Origin of the sequence: Neobacillus sp. KR4-4 (genome assembly GCF_042136325.1) — a bacterium.
Taxonomy (GTDB): Bacteria; Bacillota; Bacilli; order Bacillales; family Cytobacillaceae; genus Neobacillus.
In genome coordinates this window covers 215045-234716 of record NZ_JBHHJU010000004.1, presented here as the reverse complement: position 1 = coordinate 234716, position 19672 = coordinate 215045, and the positions used below count along the sequence as shown (strand labels likewise).

The following is a 19672-nucleotide window of genomic DNA, read 5'->3' as shown; positions in this document are numbered from 1 at the left end:
ATTTTAGAAATAGTTTATGGTATTAATAAATGTTAAAAAATAGATGGAACATTTTATAGTAGAGGAAAAAGATACCACCGGAATAAAAGCAAAAATTAATTATTTTTACTTTTGTTACGAACGTTCATTCGATAGAATAGAAGTAATGAGGTGATAAGCATGAAGTTAAGAAAAACCCTACAAGAAATTTTAACTGATTTACAAATAAATGAACAATTCAAGGACAATATCGTCACTTGGCACACAATAGATGAAAAGCAGGCCCAAACAGTACCGCTTCCCAATGACCTGCATCCAGTATTAAAATCTACGCTATTTGAAAGGGGAATAGAGCAGCTGTATACACATCAAATAGCTGCTTATGAAAATATTATGGAGCGAAAGAGTATTGTTGCAGTTACTCCTACAGCTTCAGGGAAAACCCTATGCTATAATCTTCCAGTCCTACAAACAATCCTAGAAAATCCAAGTGCACGCGCACTTTATATGTTTCCTACTAAAGCACTGGCACAGGATCAAAAGAGTGAAATTAATGAAATTATTCAAGCAGCAGGAGTAGACATCAATAGTTACACGTACGACGGAGATACGCCAGCAAATATTCGTCAAAGAGTCAGACAAGCAGGACACGTGGTGATTACTAACCCAGATATGCTCCATTCAGCGATTCTGCCGCATCATACAAAATGGGTTTCCTTGTTTGAAAACCTTAAATTTGTTGTCATAGATGAACTTCATACGTATCGCGGCGTATTTGGCAGCCATGTAGCAAATGTAATTAGAAGGCTAAAACGCATTTGTAAATATTATGGGAGTAACCCTGTATTCATTTGTACATCCGCAACGATAGCGAACCCACTAGAGTTAGCCGAAACTCTTACAGAGGAAAAAATGCACCTGATTGATAACAATGGAGCCCCAAGTGGTACAAAGCACTTTCTCTTCTATAACCCGCCTATCGTAAACAAGCCGTTAAACATTAGAAGAAGCGCCACGCTAGAGGTACGGAAAATTGCTGGCGAACTATTAAAAAATAAAATTCAAACAATAGTCTTTGCCAGAAGCAGAGTAAGAGTCGAAATTATTTTAACCTATTTGCAAGAATTAGTGAAAAACCAATTGGGTGCAAAGTCTATAAGAGGCTACCGAGGTGGATACCTTCCTACTGAACGAAGGAAGATTGAAAAAGGTCTTCGTTCAGGTGAGATTTATGGCGTAGTCAGCACCAATGCTCTAGAACTAGGAGTAGATATTGGACAATTGCAAGTATGTATTATGACTGGCTATCCAGGTACTATTTCAAGTGCTTGGCAGCAAGCGGGAAGAGCCGGAAGAAGACATAGTGAAGCTCTGGTAATAATGGTAGCGAGTTCTAGTCCGCTTGACCAATATATTATCCAGAACCCTGAATACTTTTTTAATAAAAGCCCTGAAACAGCTAGGATCAATCCTGATAACCTAATAATTTTAATAGATCATATGAAATGTGCTGCATATGAACTCCCTTTTAAAGCAGGTGAACAATTTGGCAGTGTCGAAACAGAGGAATTGTTAGAATACTTAACCGAGGAACGTGTTCTTTATCATAATAGCGGCAAGTGGTATTGGATGAATGATTCCTTCCCTGCACATAACATTAGTTTACGATCGGCATCACAGGAAAATGTCATCATTGTTGACCAATCAGATGTGGCCAATGTCAAAGTTATAGGTGAAATGGACCGCTTTTCCGCGATGACACTTCTCCACGATGAAGCCATTTATTTGCATCAAGGTACACAATTCCAGGTGGAAAAACTTGATTGGGAAGAGAAGAAAGCTTTCGTAAGGGAAGTAGATGTAGACTATTTTACTGATGCAAATCTAGCGGTTCAATTAAAAGTACTGGAAGTGGACAAACTTCAAACATTGGATGAAGCTGAATTTGGCTATGGAGATGTAAGTGTACGAGCCATGGCAACCATTTTTAAAAAAATAAAATTTGAAACACACGAAAACATTGGGTCGGGACCAATCCATTTGCCGGAAGAGGAACTGCATACCAGTGCAGCTTGGATCTCCTTAAACCAGCCATTGTCAGAGCTGGGCCATGAGAGACTCGAACAAGGGCTTGTAGGGACGGCCCATGCACTAAACCATATTGCCCCCTTATTCGTTATGGCCGACCCACAGGATATTCATGTCATACCGCAGGTAAAGGCGGACCATAACGAAAAGCCAACCATTTTCTTTTATGATCGCTACCCAGGAGGGGTCGGATTAAGCGAGAAAATACACACGGGAATGTCAGAAGTATTTGCGGAAACAAAGAAAATGATTACGGGATGTCACTGTGAATGTGGCTGCCCGTCTTGTATTGGGACGGACACGGTTAGTGAGGCAGCTAAAAAGGATGTCTTAAAAATAATTGAAGCATTTTTAAAATCCTCAAAATAGGGGGAAGGAAGATTAGCGATGTCGTTAAAAAATAAATTAAATCGTCTAAAGCCACATCTTTCTGCTGGCGGAACTTCAGAAAAAAATTTCATTCCTCCACAATCCGCTAGCATTGAGGTTCCCTTCAAGGAGAAATGGGAGCAAGCAAACGTGTTTCCTTATTATTTCGACGAGAATTACTGTTTAATAAGAGAAGTAAAATATCCACTCTCGCACCAGCATGGGCATTACTGTTTTCGTGATTTCCTCGCTGCAGTCGACATTTGGAACAACCAGCCCGTTAATCATCCATTATCGGCAGAGGGACACCAAGCTGACGAATTATTCTTTTTTGATACCGAAACAACGGGTCTCGGAGGAGGTGTAGGAAACACCATTTTCCTTCTTGGATATGCGAGTATTTCGGGAGATTCCCTTGTTTTGAGACAACATATTTTACCAAACCCAGGAGCAGAAGTCCCTTTATATCAAAGCTTTCTAGAGAAAATCAATTATAAAACATTAGTGACATACAATGGGAAGTCATTTGATTGGCCACAGGTAAAAACAAGGCATACCTTAGTTCGAGAACATGTACCCAAACTGCCGCAGTTTGGTCATTTTGATTTGTTCCATGCCGCGCGGAGACTTTGGAAGCATAAATTAGAACGCTTGAAATTAGCTGTGGTTGAGAAAGAGGTTCTTGGTGTGGAAAGAGTTGATGACATTCCGGGCTTTTTAGCTCCAATGATTTATTTTGATTTTATTGAGAGTAAACAACCTGATGGGATGATGGGTATTCTAAAGCATAATGAAATTGATATTTTATCGCTTGTTACCTTATACACTCATATCACGTTTCAGCTTTGCGGGGTGGATATAGATCAAACAAGGTCGGAGTCTTTTGAGGTCGGGCGCTGGTTCGCATCTTTAGGGGAAAGAAATCAAGCCGAGAAAGTATTAAGCAAACTTGTAAATGGCAGTGATATGACATCCTATCAAGCTAAATTTTCTTTGGCTTTACAACGCAAAAAGGAAAAAGATTGGGTAAAAGCAATGGAGCTGTATTCGGATGTCACCGATTCTGGTGATACTCGGCTGATGTTGGAAGCCTGCTTAGAACTCGCAAAAATTCATGAACATAGAATAAAAGATTATGAACTTGCCATAGATTACTGTCAGAAAGCGATCATGCTCGTGTCTCGATCGGAACAAACTGCCGTAATTTCAGGTCAATGCAGTCTAGAACAACTTCAGTTCAGGCTTCAGCGGTTAGAAAGGAAAATGGAAAAATAACTGAAAAACGATTGATTATTATAACGTTCACATTTTTGTCAAAAAAACTTTGTAATTTGTTTGTAAAACCAGCATTTCCATATTGTTAAACAACGTTAAAAGTTGTAAAATTTGAAATTGGATTGAAAAAAATGAAATACAAAACATTTGGAGCTGGTAATATATGTACAAGGCGATTTTATTTTTATTTTTTGTTGTCGTATGTTTGACTGCAGTTATTTTTACAAGTTTAAAAGATAGCTTTTATTCTTTTCTATAAAAAAAGCATATGCCTAGTGTGTATAGTTCAGAAGCTAGGCAGTTTTACATATATAAATAGAAATCAAGAAAATGAACTGTTCTCAAGGAAAAATAGGTATTTTCATTAGTACAAGAGTAATCCCTTCAACATAGGCTGTAATGTAAACAAAATACTGAAGGGAGATTATCATATGTATCTTGGAACTAATTTTATGCCGCCTGTTATTCATCCGACTCAACAAATTGTGAACCATACGTTTTCAACAACAGTGGTTCCCCATATTCACCCTGTCCACACAACTACGGTGAATCATCATCTGTTTCAACACAAACATTTTTGCCCGCAAACTGCATCATGCGCTGAAGAGGTATGCAACCAGCAAATTAATTGCTGTAACCCATGTGCTGCTCCAATGCCAGCGACTTTACCTGCTGCAAATGCTTTGCCAAATGCTTTGCCAGGAGGTCCAGGATTTGGCCCAGGAATGGGAGGTCCAGGATTTGGCCCAGGTATGGGAGGTCCAGGATTTGGTCCAGGAATGGGAGGCCCAGGATTTGGTCCAGGAATGGGAGGTCCAGGAGGCCCGGGATTTGCACCAGGACCATTTATGGGACCAAGACGCTAATATCAAAACGGCGATTACAGGGGCTTTTCAGCCCTTGTTTTTTATTTATTTTTACTACATGATATGCTATTCTTGTCCAAATGTTTGTCCATTTTAAAAAATTTTTTCATTGAGGAGAACATTTTAGATGAAAGTTTTAGCCATATCCGGTTATAAACCGTTTGAATTGGGGATTTTTAAGAATGATCATCCATCGGTTTTATTTATTAAGGCTGCGATAAAGAAATCGTTACTACCAATGGTGGAAGAAGGATTAGAATGGGTACTGATCAGTGGTCAGTTAGGCGTGGAACTATGGGCTGCTGAGGTTGTTTTTGAATTACAGATGGAATTTCCTGATTTAAAACTTGCGGTAATTACTCCATTTCTAGACCAGCAAGCATCATGGAAAGAGAATAACCGGGAATGGTATGAATCGATCCTGGCACAAGCGGATTTCATTGATTCTGTTACGAAAAAGGGCTATGAAAAACCATGGCAATTTCGCTTAAAAAATCAATTTTTTATTAAAAAAAGTGAAGGGCTCCTCCTTCTTTATGATCAGGAAAAGGAAGGAAGTCCAAAATATCTTTATGAAATGGCTTTGGAATACCGAAAAAAATATTCATACTCTATTGAACTAATAACATTTTATGATTTACAGATGATCGTGGAAGAAGAACAGATGAAACTGTCTGATTTTTAAGTTTTAGTCATTTTTACAGTTTTTATTCCATATATTGAATTGTTTTAAAAATCATAATACTTTCAATACAAATGAAAATTGACAAAACTACATATTTTTGAAAAAATAATAGGTAGTGATTGGCGAATACTGAGGTGAATGGAATGCTGTCAGATAAAGTAAAATTAACAGCCAAGGATATTTTAGAAAAAGAGTTTAAGTCTGGAGTACGCGGTTATAAACAAGAAGATGTTGATAAGTTTTTAGATTTAATCATTAAAGATTATGGAACTTTTCATCAGGAGATTGAAGATCTTCAACAGGAAAATCTTCGACTCCGGAAACAGCTTGAGGAAACTTCCAAAAGACAGCCAGCAGCACAACCTGCAGGAACAACGAATTTTGATATCTTGAAGCGCTTATCCAATCTTGAAAAACATGTTTTTGGTAACAAGCTTTACGATTAACAAAAAATAGGAAGATTTCCTGTTAATAACCATTGAATTACCAGCGTGAAATACATATAATAAATTGTATTCATTAATAACGTTCGGGTAATCGCTGTAAGATGCATTTGCATTCTTGCAGAGGAAAGTCCATGCTCGCACGAGCTGAGATGCTCGTAGTGTTCGTGCCTAGTGAATTCATAAGCTAGGGCAGTTGGGGCTAGCATCCAACTGACGGCCGGGAAAATACCTAAGTCCTTTTGGGATATGGTATGAATACCTATAAAAGTGCCACAGTGACGTAGTCTTTCCAGAAATGGAAAGGGTGGAACGGGTAAACCCCACGAGCGAGAAACCCAAATAATGGTAGGGGCACTTTCTCTGAGGAATTGAACAAGGAGAAGGACAGGCTCAAATTTGAGTCTGTAGATAGATGATTACCACCTAAGTACGAGACACACCCGTGTCGTTTGTAGTACACTGGTACAGAACATGGCTTACAGAACGTTATTAATGGGAATGAATGCTGGATATAAACGGCTCTCCTAATAAGGAGAGCTTTTTATTGTTATTAATCAGCAAACTGCATTCAAAAACCACTTTTTGTCAATAATGAAATCCATATACATACAAATGAAATGAATTAAGGGTGAAGAAATGGGAAAATATCAAATAATAGCTACTGCAGCCATGGGGCTGGAGGCCTTAGTTGCCAAAGAAGTCCGGGCATTAGGATATGACTGTGAAGTTGAAAATGGAAAGGTCACCTACATAGGGGATGAATCTGCTATTGCCCGCAGTAATTTATGGCTTCGAACGGCAGATCGAATTAAGATTAAAATCGGAGAATTTAGGGCATACACCTTTGATGAATTATTTGAAAAAACAAAGGCCCTGCCATGGGAGAAATTTTTACCCGAAGATGCTGAATTTCCCGTTGTGGGAAAATCAGTGAAGTCAAAGCTCTTTAGTGTATCTGATTGTCAGGCCATCGTGAAGAAAGCTGTTGTGGAACGGATGAAACAACACTACAAGCGAAGTACTTGGTTTGAAGAAAACGGTGCCTATTATCGGATCGAAGTAGCCTTACTAAAAGACGTTGCTACCATTACCCTTGACACGAGTGGTCAAGGGCTGCATAAACGCGGTTATCGAGTGGATCAAGGTGAGGCGCCTCTAAAGGAAACCCTTGCAGCTGCGCTAGTTCTACTCACTAATTGGAAAGCAGACCGTCCCTTTATGGACCCTTTCTGTGGTTCTGGAACGATTCCTATTGAAGCGGCAATGATCGGGCAAAATATTGCTCCAGGCTTTAACAGGGAATTTGTGTCGGAACGTTGGAATTGGATCCCTGCGAAAGTTTGGGATGATGCTAGAAATGAAGCTGAGGACTTAGCAAATTACGACCAGCCCTTAGATATTTTAGGGACAGATATCGACCATAGAATGGTGAAAATTGCCCAAGACAATGCGTTTGAGGCTGGATTTGGGGATTTGATCCATTTTAAGCAAATGCAGGTTAGAGACATTTCTACCAATAAGCAATACGGTGTCATTGTTGGGAATCCCCCTTATGGTGAAAGACTTGGGGAGAAAAAAGCAGTCGAACAAATGTATAAAGAAATGGGCGAGGCATTCAACGCACTTGATACATGGTCTAAATATATCTTAACTTCCAACGAGCAGTTCGAACAATTTTATGGTAAGCCCGCGACAAAAAAGAGAAAACTATTTAACGGCTTTATTCGTACGGATCTTTATCAATATTGGGGAAAAAGACCGCCGCGTCAAGATGATTTAAATCAAGACAAGTAATTCAAATGAAACATTATTTTTGTTGGAACACATGAAAGTTTTTTGGGGAGGGTACCATGCAAAAACGCTTGCCATTTGAAATTGCAAAAACGGAGTCTTTTTATGAAAAATTGGGTGAATGGATCGGAGACTTATTCTATGACATATTGCCCGAAGCAGGCTTCGAATTAAGAGATGAACAGATATATATGGCTTTTCAACTTGAAAATGCCTTCAAAGATAAAAAAGTAATGTTTGCTGAAGCCGGAGTTGGTACGGGGAAAACAATCGTTTACTTGCTTTATGCGATCATGTATGCTCGCTATACGAATCGCCCGGCTGTCATTGCCTGTGCAGATGAGACTTTAATTGAGCAGTTGGTGAAAAAAGAGGGAGATATCGCAAAGTTAGAGAAGGTCCTTGGACTCGATATCGATGTCCGCTTGGCTAAATCTCGAGATCAGTACCTATGTTTAAAAAAGCTGGATCAAACGAAGAACAATGACTTTTCCGATGAGATTGCAAGTATATATGAAAACCTGCCTGATTTCGTTCATTCTGTTGGCTCCATGCAAACTTTTGAAAAATATGGCGACAGAAGGGATTATCCAACATTATCTGATGAGAAGTGGAGTGAAGTTAGCTGGGATGCTGTCCAGGATTGTTTTTCATGTGAGAAGCGGCACCGCTGTGGGTTGACCCTACACAGAGAGTATTACCGCCACTCTGAGGATTTAATTATCTGTTCCCATGATTTTTATATGGAACATATTTGGACAAAAGAATCGAGGAAGCGTGAAGGACAGCTGCCGTTATTACCCGAACATTCTTCCGTTGTTTTTGACGAAGGGCATCTTCTTGAATATGCGGCACAGAAAGCATTAAGCTACCGTTTTACTGATTATACCTTAGAAACACTGCTTACAAGACTAATGGAAAATGAAGTCCGAGAAAAAACCTTATATAAGATAGAAGAGGCTTTATTAGATAATGAAGCATTTTTCGATGGAATTTCACAATTCTCCTCCCTTTCACAGGGGTCTGAAAAACAAATGATTACTAAGCACCCATTAGTATTGAAGACATGCAGAAAGCTTTTGTCCACTCTCCAATTCTTAGAAGAGGAATTAGTATTTGAAAGTGAGTTATATGTTATAAATGAATACGATTTGAAAATTGTAGAGGAATACCTGGAACAAATTACTTATTCTTTATCACTTTTTCTTCAGGAGTTAAATGGAATTACTTGGTTCGAAGAGAAAGGGGGAGAACGGACACTAGTGATTATGCCAAAAATGGTTGAAGAAGTAATGCGGGAAGAAGTGTTCACTCAGAAAAAACCGTTTATTTTCTCTTCTGCAACGCTTGCAAATCAAAAATCGTTCGAGTATATTTCAGCGAGTCTTGGTGTTGATGACTATCTTTCGTTCTCAGTGTCATCTCCTTTTGATTATGATGATAAGATGGACATTTACCTGCCTGCCTTTAAACAAGCAGATATGGACGGAAAAATTGACTATATTTTAAAGGGAATTCGCGAATCAGAGGGGCGTGCATTAATTCTTCTCAATAATAAAGAGGAGTTAGCATATCTTAAGAAAAATCTTTCTGGAGAAGTCACATATCCTATTTATTTTGAAGGCGATGAAGAAATTAGCACACTTGTTTCTAAATTTCAGAATGAAGAACATGCGATTCTTTGTTCCATCCATCTATGGGAAGGCCTCGATATTCCAGGAAGATCGCTTGAAAATGTGATGATCTTTTCACTTCCATTTCCACCGAATGATCCTGTCTTTACCGCAAAAAAAGCGGGTGTGGAAAATCCGTTTACGGAGGTTGAACTACCGTATATGCTCCTTCGCTTACGTCAAGGTGTGGGACGCTTGATACGGAGTGAACAGGATCAAGGGGCAGTTCATATTATGGTAAATGAACATATTGACCCAGATGTATTAGAGAGGGTTAAAGAAGTTTTGCCTACTGAACCTAAAGCATGATAAAAAACGGAAGCACCGTAAAGTGTGCTTCCGTTTTTATATATTATCTTCCTAATAATTTGAGTCCTTCAGAGGTCATTTTATCCGGAGACCATGCTGGTTCCCAAACCAGATTTACATCTACTTTTTTTGTTTCTTCAATCCCCTCAACACTGTATCGCACCCCGCTTGTTATGCTGTCATGGAGCGGGCAGCCTGGCGTCGTTAAGGTCATCGTAATCGTAACATCATTCGACTCTGTAATCTCAATATTATAAATTAATCCGAGGTCGACTACATTTATATTTAATTCTGGATCGTAAACACTTTTTAATGCACTTAAAATTTTTTCTTTGATATTCATCATAAACACCTCACTATTTTTTTAAAACGTGCAGGATACTGAATGCAATAATAATAAATATAATCGACAGGATGGTCTGACCGATATTAAACAAAACAGTTATATGAAAGGTTAAGGCACAAAAGACTGACAAAATCGCTGCAATAAATATTGAAAACAAGGGGGTAACAATTTTTTCATTCATCATTTCTTTTAATGAAGGGACCTTGTTTTTTCCAATTTCTTTACTATATTTAAATGTCCACCAAAGAAATGGAACGATTTTATATAAATAACTAACGATACTTAAGACGATCCAGAGTAATAAATAGGCGTAAACAAGCGCTCCTATAAGGTTCGTGAATCGAGGATTCCATAGCATGATAAACGCTGCCAAATGAATCAAATTCCCCAATCCAATCGCAACTAGTGCGAACGTAAATGGTTTATCTAATGTCTTTTTCAATCGTTTTTTGATAATAAGGCTAATATGCCAGCTGAAAATAGTAAAACCAACTAAAAGTAAAAAGAATCCAATTTTCAATAGCAGACTGTTATTGGTAAAGAATGAAATTAATGATAGGACAAGACCAGAAATATAAAACGTAAATACATATTTTGCTTGGACCATCGGAAAACCATGGGATAAGGAAAACATCGGCACCATCTTGTAAGAGAATCCGAAAATTAACAGTGTAAACCAGCCTGTAATCCCCAGTAATAAATGGGCTTTAAAGATGGATTGATAATATTCCCCAGCAAAACCTGTTTTTAAACAATATATTAGGGTAATCCCTAAGGAAATTGTAATAAATAAACAAACAAGTGCGGAACCTACAAAAGCAGTAAGAATAGTTGGTTTTGCTTGTGTTTTAAGGGTCATAAACATTTGGAATAAGAACATTAAGATCCCAAGCAGCATAAGGATGCCGGGCAGCATCGCATTTTGCGGCGACCAATACAACATCCCTGAAAATGAAACAATTCCAACGGCTGTTACGAAGAATTGAATAAATCCGAATGTTTCATTCCATATTTTAGTTAGGAAAGCAACTGGTACCAATTGATACATCGATCCCATGGCAGCCATTAATGACCAGCCTAAAACTAATAAATGGGCTGAAGACCAGATCACAGGAATTCTAAAAGTCCCTGAAGCTATTAATTGAGCATTGACTAATAGGAGAATTTGCGAAAGTACTAATGCAATTAAACTAAACAAAATAAATGAAAATGGAAGTTTAATATTTGTTTCACTTCCCATATTTTGAGGAAGCATGATCATTCACCCCGCTTACCGGAAGATTTCAATTTTAAAACTTCCGTCACTTTGTTGTTCTGTTCGTTGTTGATAACCCAATTCCTCAAGTTGCTCATAGAGAAACATGGGCCTTCTATCATTAATTATTGTTAATGTTTCATTTTCTCCGAGGGTTTCCAAGGCGGCTAAGGTTCGCATCATTGGTTGTGGCGGTTCTAAACCGCGATTATCTAAAATCATACAATTTCCCCTTCTTCCTTATGCTTTTTTTGTGAAAGTTACTTTCCAATGCTTATGATCAATTTCTTCTTCCTCGTGGGTAAAGCCTTTCGCCTTTAATACCGTGAAGAGTGGTGAGGGTTTAAAAGGGGCATGTAGGATAAAGATATCATTTCCTTTTAGCTCCTTAATTGCCTCCATAATTTTTTGGAAGGGTTCTATTTTATTCTTTAAATCTTCTCTTACATCTAGTTCAATAATTTTCTGTTCCATTGTATTTACATCTCCCTATATATAATTGAAATCTATTTATTAATAGAACAATTCCTGTTGAAGTGCATCCCGGTCGATAAGGTAATACCCCTCCTCGTCGAGTGTAATATAGTTTTTCTTTTTCACTTGATTAATCGTCCTGCTTACCGTTTCTCTTGAGGTACCAATCATATTAGCTAATTCACGATTGGTAAACTGTGTGGTGAGTCTATAACGGCCATCAATCATTTCTCCATTAGATTTACAAAGCCTAACCAGCAGTAAAATAATTTGTTCAAAAGTATTATGAAGTACCTGTGCTTCTAATCTTCCTTGTAAATCTACTATTTTTTCTCCCAATACTTTAAAGAGTTTAATACAAAGTTCTGGATAGGTAATGAGAATTTCTTCAAACTTATCAATCGGAATGATAATGAGATTAGCATCCTCCATTACTTCAGCATGGGCTGGAAAATTGCCCTTTCTGAAAAATCCTGCATGTGGAAACATTTCACCAGGCTCAAGGACGGAAATTAGTTGTTCTTTACCTGATAGGTCTGTTTTGCAAATCTTAATCTTTCCACTATGAATAAAAAACACGCGGTCAAGTGGATCATCCTGCATAAAAACATACATCTTATGTTTATAAAAACGAGTTTGTGCAATCTTCACGATTGGCTTCAGTTCTTCTGCTGACAATTCCTTAAAGATGGGGACAACAGATAATCTATTCACAATGTCTTCTTGCCTCATTAACATCACCTTCGTATTAGTAATTATGATTTAGTTAGATTGTAGCAATGTTTTACAAGTAATAATGTGACCTCCGTCATAGTTAACTAGTTTTTATGAAAATTATTCTCAGTCTAACAGGTGTGTGGCAAATATCACAGGAAAAGGATGAAATGCTTCACTTTGTGTCAGACTTGTGAAAGTTACAATACGTAAGGTAATGAAACACGAAAGGATGAAGGGTTATGGAAATACAACGAGGAACACCACCAAAAAAAGTGGTGAAGGCGAATAAAAATGCATTGCTTAAATCAGTATTAGTGATCACAATATTGCTCAGCTTCACTGTTTTACTAGTTGGGGGATATTGGATTTTTAAAGAACAGGCACCAAGACCTGTCGAAGTAACTAATGAAAAAGGTGAAGTTCTATTTACAAAAGAATCCATCATGGGTGGACAGGCCGTTTTTCAAAAGTACGGATTAATGGATTATGGTACTGTTTTAGGACACGGTTCATATATGGGTCCCGACTATACGGCTGAAGCTTTAAAGCTATATACTGAGGGAATGCAAGACTTTAGGGCAAATGAACAATATAGTAAAGACTATGCTTCTTTAAATGATAATGAAAAATCAGCAATTAAAAATAAAGTAATCAAAGAAATGCGGAAAAACCGTTATGACTCAAGCAGCGATACCATGAAGTTAACAAATGCACAGGCGTTTGGACTTGAAAGAGTTAGAGAGTACTATAAAGAGATATTCACTAAAGGTGACGGCTGGGGATTAAAGCCAAATCTAATTAAAGAAGGCGACATGCCTAAAACAGATCGTGCGTATGTTGCAAAAGGCGACCAAATTACTCAAATATCAGATTTCTTCTTCTGGACTGCCTGGCTTTCAAGTACGGTTCGTGAAGGTGATAAAATTACTTATACGAATAATTGGCCATATTATGAAGACGCGGGCAACCAATTATCCTTTTCAGCCGTTTGGTGGAGCGGGGCAAGCATTACATTATTTGTATTAATGGTAGGAATTATCCTATTCGTGTTCTACCGTTATAATTTTGGAATGCAGGAAGCGTATAAAGAAGGTAATTTCCCGCAGATTGATCTACGAAAAATGCCAGTGACAAGTTCACAAGTGAAAACAGGGAAATACTTCGTGATTGTTGCTGCTTTATTCTTTGTACAATGTATGTTTGGGGCTTTACTAGCTCACTATTATATCGAACCAGATAGTTTCTTCGGAATGAAGTGGATTCATGATATTCTTCCATTTAATATTTCAAAAGGTTACCACCTGCAGCTGGCTATTTTCTGGATAGCTACAGCCTGGCTTGGAATGGGAATTTATGTTGCACCGCTTGTTGGCGGGTATGAACCTAAGAAACAAGGTCTATTAGTAGATATTTTATTCTGGGCACTGGTTGTTCTTGTTGCCGGAAGTATGGTTGGAGAATGGCTTGGTGCAAATGGTTATTTAGGAAACAAGTGGTTCTTATTTGGACATACAGGTTGGGAATATATTGAACTAGGACGTGTTTGGCAGCTCATTCTCATTGTGGGGATGCTTATCTGGCTGTTTATTGTTTATCGTGGAGTCAGGGCAGGTCTTAAGCGAGAAACAGATAAAGGCGGACTCATTCACCTATTATTCTACTCAGCGATTGCTGTACCAGCTTTCTATATTTTTGCCTTATTTATCAACCCAGGTACCAGCTTTACATTTGCCGATTACTGGCGCTGGTGGATTATCCACTTATGGGTAGAAGGTATTTTTGAAGTGTTTGCAGTTGTAGTTATTGGTTTCTTATTGGTTCAACTGGGCCTCGTAACGAAGAAATCTACCGTAAGACAACTTTATTTCCAATTGATCCTTCTCTTGGGCAGCGGGGTAATCGGAATTGGGCACCATTATTACTACAATGGTTCTGCAGAAATTTGGCTGTCTCTCGGCGCTGTATTCTCTGCATTAGAAGTTATTCCGTTAACATTGTTAATCCTTGAAGCTTATGAGCAATACAAAATGATGCGTGAGGGTGGAGTAAATTTCCCTTACAAAGGAACATTCTGGTTCTTAATCTCAGTTGCCATTTGGAACTTAGTCGGTGCAGGTGTGCTTGGCTTCTTAATTAACCTACCTGCTGTCAGCTATTTCGAACATGGACAATTCTTAACCCCAGCACACGGCCATGGTTCGATGATGGGGGTATACGGTATGTTCGCATGTGCAGTACTCCTTTACTCCTTAAGAAATATTGTAAAGCCAGAAGCATGGAATGATAAATGGATTAAAATCAGCTGTATCTTGTTAAACATTGGACTCGCAGGAATGGTGTTCCTATCCTTACTTCCAGTCGGATTCATCCAAATTAAAGAAGCATTTAATCATGGATATGCAGCATCTCGTTCAGCATCTTTCTTACAAAAGGATATTGTTGAAACATTATTAACTTGGCGAGCGGTGCCTGACACCATATTCTTAATTGGCGTAGTGATATTGTTAATATTCTGTATTAAGGCGATCTTTAATTTGAGAAAGCCAACACATAAAGAAGGAGAAAAGCTTCCAGTTAAAGATTTATCAATAGATGAAGAGTAACCATTAAAAATCCGCAAAGGTCAGCTTTGCGGATTTTCTTTGCTCTTTTTCTCAAAACACTCAAAACAATAGATTTCTTTCTCCTCTGTATGGATACCGTTAAAAAAACCATCCAAACAATAAATTTCTTTACTACAGCATGTGCACTTTCCAATGAGTTCCTTCATTGTCATCCCCCGTTTAAGCAAAATCATGTTTTTGGTGTGATGCCTCTCACTAAGTTTTCATACAGGGTTTAATATAATAAAAGAGAAGTTAACAAATTAATAGGAGTGATAATAATGCAAACATACGCAAAAGTTATCAATGTACCAGATTTCCCACCACGTGAGAAACATCCTACCATTTTTAATGGTTTTGACGAACTAGCATCCGGTGAAACGATGATGATTGTCAATGACCACGATCCAAGACCATTGTTATATCAATTCATGATGGAAAGACCGGAGCAATTTTCTTGGGAGTACCTTGAAGAAGGTCCAGAAACTTGGAGGGTAGCTATTGCTAAAAAGTAGTTCCCATAAAAATTAATTTCAATTAAACTTGATTAACTTAACCATTGCTAAATTTTCCAATCTATTTATTTTCCAGGATTCATCCTCTTTTCCCTATATTTCTATTTTACAACAGAATTTCTTTCTGTTGTTTTTTTATTCCGATGGTTTAGCCATTTACCTATTTTTCTGAATAATGTGTTAAAATTTAAATGGGAATCTAAAGGGGGATATGGAATGAATAAGCAGCTACTAGAAAAAGAGTTTTTGGAATACGTGAAAAAGATGTCAGCCTATAATGAAGCATTAGGATTAATATATTGGGATTTAAGAACAGGGGCTCCCAAACAAGGTGTGGAGCGACGGTCTGAAGTGATTGGAATGCTTTCCTCCGAAGTATTTAAAATGTCTACCTCTGAGGAAATGGCTGCATATATAGCAAGTTTAGGAAAACAGCCACTGTCCGAAAGAACTAGAAAAATTCTCGATGAGTGCAAAAAAGATTATGAACGAAATAAAAGAATCCCCGCTGAGGAGTATAAAGAGTTTGTCATTCTCCAATCTAAGGCTGAAAGTGTTTGGGAGGAAGCGAAAGAACATTCAGATTTTGCTCTGTTCAGTCCTTACTTAGAAAAACTGGTTGCTATGACTAAGAAATTCGTAGGTTATTGGGGGCATGAACAAAACAAATACGATGTGTTATTAGATATGTATGAGCCTGGTATGACGATGAATGTATTAGATCAAGTATTTGCGGAACTAAGGGAGAAAATTGTGCCTTTAGTCAAACAAATTTCAGAGTCGTCAAACAAACCTAAAACTGATTTTCTATTTAAAAAATTTCCTAAGGAAAACCAACGTGAATTGAGTTTAAAAATTCTTGAAAAAATGGGTTATAATTTCAAAGCAGGCCGTCTGGATGAAACGGTTCATCCTTTTGCAACAGGATTAAACCCTTGTGATGTCCGTGTGACCACAAATTATAATGAAAACGACTTTCGTACTGCCGTTTTTGGGACGATACATGAAGGTGGTCATGCTTTATATGAACAGAATATTTCCAAATACTTAATTGGTACACCGCTTTGCACGGGTACCTCTATGGGGATTCATGAGTCGCAGTCCCTTTTTTATGAGAATATCCTGGGAAGAAGCTTTTCATTTTGGAAAAATAATTACCAACTGCTGAAGGACTATGCAACTGGACAATTTGACCAAGTGGAAATTGAAGATTTTTATCGTGCTATTAATGAATCGAAACCATCATTCATTAGAATTGAAGCGGACGAACTAACATATCCGCTCCATGTGATAATTCGTTATGAAATTGAAAAAGGGTTATTTAATGATGAAATTGAGGTGAAGGACTTACCAAAGTTATGGAATGATAAGTACGAAGAGTATTTGGGCATTCGTCCTGAAAATGATGCATTGGGTGTGCTGCAGGACGTCCATTGGGCGGGAGGCAGCTTTGGTTATTTCCCTTCCTATGCCTTAGGGTATATGTATGCAGCACAATTTAAGCAGAAAATGGCCGAAGATCTACCGAATTTTAATCAATTAGTCGAAGAGGGGAACCTTATTCCAATCAAAGAATGGCTGACAGCTAATATCCATCGATACGGCAAAATGAAAAAGCCGCTTGAAATCTTACAGGATGTTACCGGAGAGGGGCTAAATCCCCAATATTTAATTGATTATCTATATGAGAAGTTTGGAAAGGTATATAGATTAAATTAATGAGAAAAGACTTCAATCGAAAAGATTGAAGTCTTGTTTCATTATTAATATTTTGCTTTGAGAATTGTCCAGCTCCAGGGAGCTTGCGCTTTTCTTACTTACCATTTACTCCAGGTCTGGAATCCTTTTGAGCCTGGAGGGGAGTTTTGAATAATATCGATAAATGGAATCGTGTAAGCGAAAAGAATTAAGGCTGCGGCAATTCCTAGCCATAATTTCCAGTTTTCAAATACCATTGGTGTTTTTTCCTCAAGATTCTCAGCTACCGCTACAGGGAATTCTTCTTCCCCTTTAGGAGCAAAGAAGGCAAGATTGATGAATATGATAATCATCAGAATAATTCCTAGGAATAAAATTGTTCCACCCACTGCTTGTGCAATTTGATATGGAACCCATTCAGCTGCTTGTTTGGCTCCACCGTAAGTAGAGAAAGCAGAACGTCTTGGTCCGCCTAAAAGGCCTTGGAAATGCATGGCACCCGACATGAAGGCCATTCCAATGAACCATACCCAAGCTTGGATGATACCTAATTTATTCATAGCTTTTGTTAATTTGCGGCCGGTTAAATGTGGAACAAGCCAATAAGAAATCCCAAAGAACGTTAACACAACGGATGTTGCCGCAGTTAAATGGAAGTGACCAGTTACCCAAATGGTGTTATGCACCACTTGGTCCATTTGGTTGGAAGCGTTAATGATCCCACCAGCACCAGCAGGAATAAATGAAGCCATCCCAATAAATGGAACAGTAAACCTAGCGTCATTCCAAGGCAGAACTTTAAACCAGCCAAAAAGGCCTGTTGCTCCTTTTGAGCGACCATATCTTTCAAACGTAGCGAATAACGAGAAAGCAGTCATTAACGATGGAATAATAACCATGAATGTTAAGATAACCTGTAAGAACTTCCAAGCAGGGTCAATCCCTGGCTCTGTTAATTGGTGGTGAAAACCAACCGGAATCGAGAAGAGCAGAAACAAAATAAATGACAAGCGTGCCAATGAATCAGAGAAAATTTTTCCACCGATAATTTTCGGGATAATCGCATACCAGCACATGTACGCAGGTAAAAGCCAGAAATAAACGAGTGGGTGACCAAAATACCAAAATAAAGTCCGACTTACTAATACATCAACAGTATCCACTAATCCAAGAGACCAAGGAAGTAATTGGAACAATACCGTCGCTGCAACGCCCAATGTAGCAATAATCCACATGACAGTATTTATTACAGCCATAAAACTCAATAATGGACTTGGCTGACCTGGATTGTTTTTCCGCCATTTTGCATAGGTCATGATTTGAGCCGAACCATCAATCCAGCTTCCAATTACTACAAACGTTAAACCTAAGTAAAAAATCCAATGTGCTTTTAGTGGTGCATAAAAAGTGTAAAGTACTGAAGCTTCTTTAAGTAAAACCATGGTTGCTGCCATTAAAGTTCCTACTAACATTATCCAAAAACCGATCCAGCCGGTTCGCCGGGCAGCAGTTGAATGACCTCCAGTGGTTCTGCTTACCGCAGCATATTGAAATCCCATAATAAAAAACGTCGTTAAAACCAATCCCATTAACACACCATGGACAGTAAGGATTTGGTAATAATCTATGCCCCATGGAAGCTCCCATTTTCCGGAACGGACAAGGGTTTGTAATAGCCCCATTAAACCTCCAAGTGCAAGAGCAGAGAAGGCAACAAAAAAATGCGCCATTGAAAGCTTTGCATCTCGCGGGTCCACTTTTACTTTCGTTGTTATGGAGTTAGTCATTATTTTTTCACCTCAATCATCGAACTCATTAAATGATGTCCAGCACCACAATATTCATTACAAACAATTAAATATTCTCCTGCTTTATCAAATGTTGTCGTATATTCACTGACATAACCAGGCTCCAGCATCATGTTGATATTTGTTCCCGCAACCTCAAAGCCATGGACGACGTCTTTGGTTGTAGCAATAACTTTCACCTTTGCTCCAAGGGGTACTTCCACTTTTACTGGATTATAGGAGAAAGCCGAAGCAACATAGACTAACTCATAGTCCCAATCTTTCCCTTCAACCTTATGTAATCCCGGTTTATTAAAGGGTTTCGTTTGATCGACCTTATCTACATTAATCGTCGTTAAACAGCTCGGCGGCTTGTTGCCAAGATAGAACGCGCTTACACCTACAGTTGTTAAGAAAACAACCAGAGCGCCAATTCCAAAGGTTAGCCAAATTTTTTCGAATTTATGCATATGCATAATCTTTTCCCCCTTCAATCATTAAAAACGATCAACAAATAAGTAATAGACACTTACCCAAGTAACAACAATAAAAGCTCCTAATAAGAAAACGGACGCTAATGTCCCTTTAAGAGAAGAGCTGTCTTCAATTTCTGTTTTATTGTTTGTTTTAAGTTCCGCCTTCGCCATCCCCCGCACTCCCTTCAGAGTAAAAAATAATTGATTAGTTCTCTTTCATAATACAAAACAATTGTGATGAAAAAATAACAAATATCATAGTTCACGAATTGTTCATTCCTTAGGTATCTACTATGTTAATATTATAAAATTGATATAAC

General features: G+C 38.1%; 18 protein-coding genes and 1 other RNA gene. 11 read left to right on the top strand and 8 right to left on the bottom strand.

The features are described from left to right. Window positions 1–159 precede the first annotated feature (159 nt). The 8 genes from ACE198_RS06295 to ACE198_RS06260 all read left to right on the top strand — a co-directional run bounded on the left by ACE198_RS06295 (window position 160) and on the right by ACE198_RS06260 (window position 9481). The gene (locus tag ACE198_RS06295; protein WP_375375018.1) at window positions 160–2436 is read left to right on the top strand and encodes a DEAD/DEAH box helicase; all 2277 of its coding nucleotides are present in this window, start codon (window positions 160–162) and stop codon (window positions 2434–2436) included. A gap of 18 nt (window positions 2437–2454) precedes the next feature. Further along, window positions 2455–3711 (top strand): ribonuclease H-like domain-containing protein, encoded by a 1257-nt coding sequence (locus ACE198_RS06290; protein ID WP_375375017.1) that lies wholly within the window; start codon window positions 2455–2457, stop codon window positions 3709–3711. A gap of 431 nt (window positions 3712–4142) precedes the next feature. Further along, window positions 4143–4577, top strand: coding sequence for a CotD family spore coat protein (locus ACE198_RS06285; protein WP_251456908.1), 435 nt, complete (start codon window positions 4143–4145; stop codon window positions 4575–4577). A gap of 127 nt (window positions 4578–4704) precedes the next feature. After that, the gene (locus ACE198_RS06280; RefSeq protein ID WP_375375016.1) at window positions 4705–5262 is read left to right on the top strand and encodes an SLOG family protein; all 558 of its coding nucleotides are present in this window, start codon (window positions 4705–4707) and stop codon (window positions 5260–5262) included. A gap of 143 nt (window positions 5263–5405) precedes the next feature. Then, a complete protein-coding gene (gene gpsB / locus ACE198_RS06275) occupies window positions 5406–5708 on the top strand; it encodes a cell division regulator GpsB (protein WP_026563881.1) in 303 nt (100 codons plus the stop codon). Window positions 5709–5787: 79 nt separating this feature from the next. Then, an RNA gene (gene rnpB, locus ACE198_RS06270) (RNase P RNA component class B) lies at window positions 5788–6192 on the top strand. 152 nt (window positions 6193–6344) lie between these two features. After that, entirely contained in the window at window positions 6345–7502 is a 1158-nt protein-coding gene (locus ACE198_RS06265; RefSeq protein ID WP_375375015.1) for a THUMP domain-containing class I SAM-dependent RNA methyltransferase, read from the top strand. 56 nt (window positions 7503–7558) lie between these two features. Further along, complete coding sequence (locus tag ACE198_RS06260; protein ID WP_375375014.1) at window positions 7559–9481, top strand: ATP-dependent DNA helicase; 1923 nt, start codon at window positions 7559–7561, stop codon at window positions 9479–9481. A 43-nt stretch (window positions 9482–9524) separates the two neighbouring features. On the opposite strand, the gene ACE198_RS06255 is transcribed toward ACE198_RS06260, so the two are convergent. The 5 genes from ACE198_RS06255 to ACE198_RS06235 are packed head-to-tail and all read right to left on the bottom strand — an operon-like array spanning window position 9525 to window position 12288. Further along, window positions 9525–9824, bottom strand: coding sequence for a metal-sulfur cluster assembly factor (locus ACE198_RS06255; RefSeq protein ID WP_098571183.1), 300 nt, complete (start codon window positions 9822–9824; stop codon window positions 9525–9527). Between the two features lie 13 nt (window positions 9825–9837). Beyond that, window positions 9838–11082 carry a hypothetical protein gene (locus tag ACE198_RS06250; RefSeq protein ID WP_375375013.1) on the bottom strand — a complete coding sequence of 415 codons (1245 nt, stop codon included), beginning with the start codon at window positions 11080–11082 and terminating at the stop codon, window positions 9838–9840. Window positions 11083–11097: 15 nt separating this feature from the next. Further along, window positions 11098–11304 (bottom strand): DUF2249 domain-containing protein, encoded by a 207-nt coding sequence (locus ACE198_RS06245; RefSeq protein ID WP_098571185.1) that lies wholly within the window; start codon window positions 11302–11304, stop codon window positions 11098–11100. An 18-nt stretch (window positions 11305–11322) separates the two neighbouring features. Continuing rightward, window positions 11323–11556: a DUF2249 domain-containing protein gene (locus ACE198_RS06240; protein WP_098571186.1), complete on the bottom strand. Its 234-nt coding sequence runs from the start codon at window positions 11554–11556 to the stop codon at window positions 11323–11325. A gap of 39 nt (window positions 11557–11595) precedes the next feature. Continuing rightward, complete coding sequence (locus ACE198_RS06235; protein ID WP_375375012.1) at window positions 11596–12288, bottom strand: Crp/Fnr family transcriptional regulator; 693 nt, start codon at window positions 12286–12288, stop codon at window positions 11596–11598. A 224-nt stretch (window positions 12289–12512) separates the two neighbouring features. On the opposite strand from ACE198_RS06235, the gene ACE198_RS06230 reads away from it, so the two are divergent. The 3 genes from ACE198_RS06230 to ACE198_RS06220 all read left to right on the top strand — a co-directional run bounded on the left by ACE198_RS06230 (window position 12513) and on the right by ACE198_RS06220 (window position 17110). Beyond that, window positions 12513–14876, top strand: a complete 2364-nt coding sequence (locus tag ACE198_RS06230; protein ID WP_375375011.1) for a nitric-oxide reductase large subunit — start codon at window positions 12513–12515, stop codon at window positions 14874–14876. Window positions 14877–15157: 281 nt separating this feature from the next. Continuing rightward, window positions 15158–15391 (top strand): DUF2249 domain-containing protein, encoded by a 234-nt coding sequence (locus tag ACE198_RS06225; protein ID WP_098571189.1) that lies wholly within the window; start codon window positions 15158–15160, stop codon window positions 15389–15391. A gap of 216 nt (window positions 15392–15607) precedes the next feature. Beyond that, window positions 15608–17110: a carboxypeptidase M32 gene (locus ACE198_RS06220; protein WP_375375010.1), complete on the top strand. Its 1503-nt coding sequence runs from the start codon at window positions 15608–15610 to the stop codon at window positions 17108–17110. Between the two features lie 98 nt (window positions 17111–17208). On the opposite strand, the gene ACE198_RS06215 is transcribed toward ACE198_RS06220, so the two are convergent. The 3 genes from ACE198_RS06215 to ACE198_RS06205 are packed head-to-tail and all read right to left on the bottom strand — an operon-like array spanning window position 17209 to window position 19523. Continuing rightward, window positions 17209–18876 (bottom strand): b(o/a)3-type cytochrome-c oxidase subunit 1, encoded by a 1668-nt coding sequence (locus tag ACE198_RS06215; RefSeq protein ID WP_375375009.1) that lies wholly within the window; start codon window positions 18874–18876, stop codon window positions 17209–17211. Next, window positions 18876–19352, bottom strand: coding sequence for a cytochrome c oxidase subunit II (locus tag ACE198_RS06210; RefSeq protein WP_283874775.1), 477 nt, complete (start codon window positions 19350–19352; stop codon window positions 18876–18878). The genes ACE198_RS06215 and ACE198_RS06210 overlap by 1 nt, the downstream gene beginning before the upstream one ends. Window positions 19353–19373: 21 nt before the next feature. Beyond that, window positions 19374–19523, bottom strand: coding sequence for a cytochrome c oxidase subunit 2A (locus ACE198_RS06205; RefSeq protein ID WP_251456888.1), 150 nt, complete (start codon window positions 19521–19523; stop codon window positions 19374–19376). Window positions 19524–19672: the final 149 nt, after the last annotated feature.